The organism is Klebsiella sp. GW_Kp181 (genome assembly GCF_040062315.1).
GTDB classification, from domain to species: domain Bacteria; phylum Pseudomonadota; class Gammaproteobacteria; order Enterobacterales; family Enterobacteriaceae; genus Klebsiella; species Klebsiella oxytoca.
The window spans coordinates 82,357-89,321 of sequence record NZ_JBEAFR010000061.1 but is presented as its reverse complement, the minus strand read 5'-3'; the positions used below and the strand labels follow the sequence as shown (position 1 = coordinate 89,321).

Here is a 6,965-nt window from a genome sequence, read left to right as displayed (position 1 = left end):
CTCAGTCTGGCACTTTGATGCCGTAAGGGGGAGGCGTCCATCACATCGGGCTACGAGTTCACAGCAATCTGCGGGCCGGTAGCGCGGACCAGGCGCGCCAGCGCCGCCTTCGGGAACGGTATCAGGGTGAAGCATCGGCGTGGTTTTTCCCCGGCTCGCGCTGCGCTTAGCCGGGCTACGAGTTCACAGCAATCTGCGGGCCGGTAGCCCGGACAAGGCGCGTCAGCGCCGCCTCCGGGACGGTGTCAGTTATAACTGTTACCCATGTTTCCGGTCTAAAGTGTTACCCATGTTTCCGGTTCATACCCTGCGCTGACCGGGCTACGAGTTCACAGCAATCTGCGGGTCGGTAGCCCGGACAAGGCGCGTCAGCGCCGCCTCCGGGAGAACGATCGGCGCGTAGCTTAATGCTTCACCAGCGTGGCAAAGTAGTAGACCAGCGGAATCGCAAGGATCCACAGGCCGATGGGGATTTCCCGCCATTTGCCGGCGATGGTTTTGATCACGACATAAAACAGCAGCCCGCCGGCAATCCCGGTACCGAAGCTATTGGCAATCAGCGTAATCATTACCATCATCAGCACCGGCAGGCCGTCGGTGAAGTTTGCCAGATCCACTTTGCGCAGGCCGCTGAACATATTCAGGCCGATGAGGATCAGCGCAGGTGCGGTCGCCTCTTTCGGGATCATCAGCGCTACCGGCGTAAACAGCAGCATCAGGAGAAACATTACCGCCGCCGACAGCGCGGTTAACCCGGTTTTACCGCCGGCTTCCGCTGCCGCCGAGGATTCAATCAGCGCGGTCGCCGCCGGAATACCCAGCCAGGGACCTATAGCTGCAGCGATTGAGTCGACCATAAACGGGCGATTGATATGCGGCATATTGCCTTCTTCATCCAGCAGACCCGCTTCGCCGCCCACGGCCAGAGTGGTGCCCATCGTGGAAAAGAACTCTGAGGCGAAAAAGACGAACAGGAACGGCAGAAAGGCGATATTCAGCGCGCCCAGCATATCGATTTGCCCCAGCACCGGCGTCAGCGAATGCGGCATATCGATAAAACTGCCCGGGAGTCTGGTAACGCCCATCGGAATACCGACCAGGGTTGCAAAGAGAATCGCCCACAGAATCGAGCCGGGGATTTTTCTTGCCTGCAGGGCAATGGCCAGAAACAGCCCGCAGAGCGCAACCAGCGCCCCCGGCGAAAGGAAATCCCCGAGCATCAGGGCGTTGGTTTTGGCGTTAGCCAGCACCAGTCCGGCGTTACGGAAGCCCAATACCGCGACGAACAGCCCAATGGACGCCGTCAGACCGAGCTTGATCGACTGCGGCACCGAACGGGTTACCACTTCACGCAGGCCGAATTTGGTCAGCAGGAAAAACAGAATCCCCGACCAGCAGGCGATACCAAGCCCGATCTGCCAGCCAATGCCTTCGCTGCCCGCCAGCGTGACGCCGACCAGCACCGAACCGCCGATGCCCGGCCCGACGATAAACGGCAGGTTGGCATAAAACGCCATCAGCAGCGTGCCGCCGACGAACACCAGAATCGTGCCGGTGGTTGCCGCGCCTTTATCCATCCCGCCCACCGCCAGCAGGCCGGGGATAACCACCAGTAGATAGGCGGCGGCGAGAAAACCGGTGATGCCCGCGAGGCATTCGGTGCGCAGCGTGCTGCCGCGGGAATACAAGGCAAAACGGCGCTCCAGCCAGCTTCCCTGCGCGGATGAGTTAAGGGTATTGTCGGCCATGCTCAGGCTCCCTGATGTTTATTGTTGTGTTCTGTGTGTTCCGGGATTTCCCGGCAGTCTATCAGCGGCTCGACTATCTGGCGGGTGCTGCCGTTGGTCAAACCTAAATCTGTTAAATGCGGCCCGGCGTTACAGGCAAGGCAGGTACCCTCGATAGCCTTAAACACGCGATAGGGCGGCTCCCAATCGGCGACTTCCGCGCTCAGGTCGCGAAGCTGGCGGAACTCTCTGGCCAGTTCCGGGGCGGGTAAGTCAGAAAGCATCCCGGCAATCGGCATCGCCACGTGGGCAAGGATTTTTCCCTGCTGCGACAGCGCCATGCCGCCGCCGGATTCGATCAGGCGGTTCGCCGCCAGCGCCATCTCGTCGGCATCGCGTCCGAGCACGACCAGGTTATGAGAATCGTGGGAGTAGCTGGTGGCGATGGCGCCGCGCAGTTCGCCCCAGCCTTCCAGCAGCGCAATTTGCGGCGTCGCCTGGTGACGACCGTGGCGGTGCTTAACCCAAATCAGGCTAAATCCTTCCGGGATTTGCACCCGGCCATCGCGGACCTGCACCTCAACTTCTCCCCACTGGGTAAAGCGCGCGCCGCGAATATGCCGCAGACGGGCGACGCCGTGGCGAATGGCGCCAACGCGGAGGATAAAATCGTCAGGGCTGAGCGGCAGCATCTGCAGGGTATCGCGCGGCGGGGTAACGCCCGCCGCCGACGGAATGGGTTGAAGCAGGGCGCCATCGCGGGCAATCAGCTTACCGGCGACGTAAACTTCCTGCGCGTTGAGTCGGGATAAAGAATCGAAAACCACCAGATCGGCGCGGCGTCCGGCAGCAATCAGCCCCAAATCGTTACGCTGCAGACGGATCGCCGCGTTTAAGGTGGCGAAGCGCAGGACGTCGGTAGCCGGCAGTCCGTGCTCAATCAGCAGGTTGAGCAGGGCGATAATGCCGCCTTTTTCCAGCAGCATATCCGGCGGCACATCGTCGGTGCAGACGGTGATTTGCGAGGAGAGATGCGGCAGCGTTTTCAGCGCGTTAACGATATCCGGCAGCAGGTAAGGGTGCGAGCCGCGAATTTCGATAGTCAGCCCGGCGCGCAGTTTTTCCAGCGCATCGTCCGCCGAGGTGAGCTCATGATCGGAGGTGACTCCGGCGGCAAGATAGGCTTGCAGATCCGCGCCGCTCAAACCGCGCGCGTGGCCTTCGATCAGCTTGCCGCTGTTCAACCCGGCCTGAACGATCTCCTGCATCCGCTCGCTGCCGTGCAGCACGCCGTGCATATCCATCACTTCAGCAACGCCGCAGACTTCCGGCCAGGCCAGCATGGTTTCCATCTCCGCGCCGGCGAAATCGGCGCCGGACATCTCCAGTCCCGGCGTCGACGGCACGCTGGAAGGCGCCGCAACCATCACCTGCAGCGGCAGATGGCGGCTGGCAGCGACCGCGTAGCGCACGCCTTCGACGCCCAGTACGTTGGCCAGCTCGTGCGGGTCCCAGAATACTGCCGTGGTGCCCTGAGCCAGCACGATTTCGGCATAGCGTTCAGGCGGCAGGTGAGAGCTTTCAAGGTGAACGTGCGTATCCATCAGCCCCGGCGACAGGAAACATCCCGCCAGCGAGCGGCGTTCGAGGGCATCGGAGCGGCTGCCGCGCGGATGCACGCTGGCGATCGTTTCACCGACGATCCCGACGTCGGCCTCGCGGATTTCTCCGGTGGCCATGTCGACAATCTGCGCGTCGGTTAATAATAAATCGAACGGGGATTCTCCGCGCGCGGCCTGGACGGCGCGGCGGCGGGTTTCAGCACTGCTGGACATAACAACTCCGGCACAAGGATAATGGGGATACTCTAGGGGCAGAGCAAACGTTTGCCCAGATGAATAAATTTATCGCCCGATAACTTCGGGTTATTCTGCATGCTCACCGTTGACGAAAACATGATGACCGAACCCTGGCAGCGGCTGCCCGCGCTCTCTCTCAAGCAGATTCAGTACTTTGTGACCCTGGCCCAGCTGCGTCACTTCACCGACACCGCTAACCGGCTGGCTATCAGCCAGCCGGCGCTAAGCAGCGCGCTGCGGCAAATCGAGACGGTGCTCGGCGGCAAGCTGGTCAACCGTACCGCTTCGGCGGTGACCTTAACCGAGCTGGGGGCGGCGATTTTGCCCCACGCCCGGCGAGTGTTGAGCGTGGCGCAGCTGGCTTTACAGGATATGCAGCAGATAGTCGAAGCCGGCGGCGACGGAACGGTGCGTATTGGCTTAGTGCCTTCGGTGAGTTCGCTGCTGTTTCCGCTGCTGCCGCAAACGCTGGCCCAGGCGTTTCCGCGCCTGAGGGTGGAGTTTCACGATCAGACCAACGACGCCCTGTTCTGCGAGCTGCAGTCGGGAAAGATAGATTTTGCCGTTGGCGCAATAGACAGTTCGTTACCGCCTGAGCTGCAGGTTTATCCTCTGCGCGAAGATCCGTTTGTGGCGGTGCTGCACGGCGGCGATCCGCTGGCCGGGCAGCCGCATCTGCCGTGGAAGCTGCTCGCGGGGCGCGATATCGCGGTGTTTTCAAAGGGCAATATTCAGCGTCTGGTCGGCGCGCTGGCCGAGAGCCATCGCCTCACGCTGAATACGCGTTATCAGGTTGACTATATCGAGACGCTTTACGGCCTGGTGCGCTCGCGGCTGGCGGTGGCGATTCTGCCTGAGCTTTATACTACCCACCTTCAGGATCCGGCGTTAAAGGTGGCGCAGCTTCAGCAGCCCGCGCTGACGCGAACCGTGGCGCTGATGCGCGGACCGCAGCCTCTGCCGCCGCTGATCGAGGAATGTTTTGCACTATTACTGAGTTCGCTGCGCTGACCGGCGCGCGTCGACTCCGGGAGGGGAACCCCCGCAGCTGGCCGCCGCGGGGGCTGATTTACGGCGTCACGATATTGAACCAGAACTCAAATTTATCCATATAGCCCAGCATCTCATCCAGTTTCGCGCCGTCGCCGGTCACTTTGACTTCACCCTTATCCTCCGCCTGTTTTAGCGTTTCCTCTTTCAGGATGATTTTGTTCAGCGTGGCGCGATCCAGGGCGATAGTAGCGTCGGCATCTTTCGCTTCGGCATCGGCGGTGTGATTAAGCACCCCGTTTTCCAGCTCCAGCTTATATTTACCGCCATCGCTACCAAGGTCGATATTGAACACCGCTTTGGCGGTTCCGGCTTTTTCACCGTTGATATGGACCGCAAGGTAATCAAAAAACATTTCCGGGGTCATGGCCCGCACGGTATCCGGGCTGGCGGTGTTCGGCGTCGGGCCTTTCACGACGCCGTTACGCAGCTCCTGCGCGCCGGTCAGGTAGAAATTACGCCACGGTCCTGATTCCGCCTGATAGCCCAGCTGCTCCAGAGCATCGGCTTCCAGATTACGCGCTTCCAGATTGCCGGGATCGGCGAAGACAATTTTGCTGACTACCTGCGCTACCCAGCGGTAGTTGCCCTGGTTGTAATCATCTTTGGCTTTCTTGAGGATAGCGTCGGCGCCGCCCATATAATCCACGAATTTCTTCGCCGCTTCTTCCGGCGGCAGCTCGTCCAGCGTAGCCGGATTGCCGTCGAACCAGCCGAGATAGAGGACGTAGGTAGCCTTCACGTCATGGCTGACGGAACCGTAGTAGCCGCGGTTGGCCCAGGTATTAGCCAGGCTGTCCGGCAGCTTGAATTTAGCGGCGATCTCATCGCGGGTCAGGCCCTCGTTGGCCATGCGCAGAGTCTGGTCATTAATGTACCGATACAGGTCGCGCTGGCTCTTCAGCAGGTTAACCACGTTCTCGTTACCCCAGGTCGGCCAGTGGTGCTGGGCCATAATGATTTCAGCCTTGTCGCCCCAGCGCACAATGGCAGCGTTGATATATTTCGACCACGGTAGCGGTTCACGAATTTTCGCCCCACGCAGCGAGTAGGTGTTATGCAGGGTATGGGTGACATCTTCGGCGGATTCAATCAGCTTCTTCTCTTCGATATACCACAGCATTTCTGACGGTGCTTCCGAGCCCGGTGCCAGCATAAAATCGTAGGTCAGCCCGTCGATAGTCTCTTTCTGGTCATCTTTCTCGATGATATGGGTGGGAGCAATCAGCGTGACGGTGCCGGCAGAAGTCGTGGTGCCGAGACCTGCGCCAACCTGGCCGGTGGCATCCGGTTTGAGCAGGTTGCCGTACATATAGCTGGCGCGACGGCTCATCACGTTACCGGCCATAATATTTTCAGCAACGGCGGCTTCCATAAAACCGGAAGGCGCGTAGATTTTGACTTTGCCGGATTTGACATCAGCTTCATCGACCACGCCGCGCACGCCGCCGTAATGGTCAACATGGCTGTGGGTGTAGATCACCGCAACAACGGGCTTATTGCCGCGATTTTTGTAATACAGATCCATTCCTACCCTGGCGGTCTCTGCCGATACCAGCGGATCCACAACCGTGACGCCTTCTTTACCTTCGATGATGGTCATATTGGAGAGATCGAGGTTACGGATCTGATACACGCCTTCGGTCACTTCAAACAGGCCGCTGATATTGATGAGCTGGGATTGCCGCCAGAGGCTGGGGTTGACCGTATCCGGCGCCTTTTCACCCTCTTTAATAAAGTCGTACTGCTGCGGGTTCCAGATAACGTTGCCCTGTTCACCTTTAATCACCTCCGTAGGGAGCGCGGCAATAAAACCTTTATGCGCGTTGGTAAAGTCGGTGTTGTCGGAGAAGGGGAGTTGTTTATACAGCGCGTCGTTTGCCTGTTTGGTCGCCGCAGCGGCTTCTTTAGGCGACGTTTCGGCCCAGCTGGTCGCAGGGAGAGTCGAGATAATTCCTGCCAGAGCCAGACTTTTCATAATCGGTGTTAATTTCATCGGAATCCTCATGGGTTTACGCTGATTCACTCGTTAATTTCGATATGACGTCGGGTTACATCCTGTAACGCCTCCTAAACTATAAACACGTAGCTGCAAAAGTGTTTATTTTGTTAATTATTTGATTGCTTATTGTTAATTTTGAATTGCCGTGCGCTTGTATACCTACGCCGGGCCAGCTTGCGTTGTCCGGCGACTTACCGTAACCTGCCCGCTGAGAACGTTTTTATCTCTCAATGACTCGGGGTGCCCTTCCTTGTGAAGGCTGAGAAAAACCCGTACCACCTGATCTGGATAATGCCAGCGTAGGGAAGTCAGAGACCGCAGGGTCGT

General features: G+C 59.1%; 4 protein-coding genes and 1 riboswitch. Of the genes, 1 reads left to right on the top strand and 3 read right to left on the bottom strand.

Translation table 11 applies throughout. The features are described 5' to 3' along the window. Positions 1-404 precede the first annotated feature (404 nt). Positions 405-1,748, bottom strand: coding sequence for an NCS2 family permease (locus ABLV11_RS15340; protein WP_004103803.1), 1,344 nt, complete (start codon positions 1,746-1,748; stop codon positions 405-407). A gap of 2 nt (positions 1,749-1,750) precedes the next feature. Continuing rightward, on the bottom strand, positions 1,751-3,562 hold the full coding sequence (locus ABLV11_RS15335; RefSeq protein WP_126489334.1) for an adenine deaminase C-terminal domain-containing protein: 1,812 nt from the start codon (positions 3,560-3,562) through the stop codon (positions 1,751-1,753). A gap of 120 nt (positions 3,563-3,682) precedes the next feature. On the opposite strand from ABLV11_RS15335, the gene ABLV11_RS15330 reads away from it, so the two are divergent. Further along, positions 3,683-4,597, top strand: a complete 915-nt coding sequence (locus ABLV11_RS15330; RefSeq protein ID WP_172598534.1) for a LysR family transcriptional regulator — start codon at positions 3,683-3,685, stop codon at positions 4,595-4,597. Positions 4,598-4,655: 58 nt separating this feature from the next. On the opposite strand, the gene ABLV11_RS15325 is transcribed toward ABLV11_RS15330, so the two are convergent. Further along, positions 4,656-6,632, bottom strand: a complete 1,977-nt coding sequence (locus ABLV11_RS15325; RefSeq protein ID WP_126489332.1) for an alkyl sulfatase dimerization domain-containing protein — start codon at positions 6,630-6,632, stop codon at positions 4,656-4,658. Between the two features lie 232 nt (positions 6,633-6,864). Further along, a riboswitch (TPP riboswitch) is annotated at positions 6,865-6,961 on the top strand. Positions 6,962-6,965: the final 4 nt, after the last annotated feature.

What these genes read in the sequence shown, in the direction of transcription:
- ABLV11_RS15340 (WP_004103803.1), bottom strand. Translation starts at nt 1,748, where the DNA reads ATGGCCGACAATACCCTTAACTCATCCGCGCAGGGAAGCTGGCTGGAG.
- ABLV11_RS15335 (WP_126489334.1), bottom strand. Translation starts at nt 3,562, where the DNA reads ATGTCCAGCAGTGCTGAAACCCGCCGCCGCGCCGTCCAGGCCGCGCGC.
- ABLV11_RS15330 (WP_172598534.1), top strand. Translation starts at nt 3,683, where the DNA reads ATGATGACCGAACCCTGGCAGCGGCTGCCCGCGCTCTCTCTCAAGCAG.
- ABLV11_RS15325 (WP_126489332.1), bottom strand. Translation starts at nt 6,632, where the DNA reads ATGAAATTAACACCGATTATGAAAAGTCTGGCTCTGGCAGGAATTATC.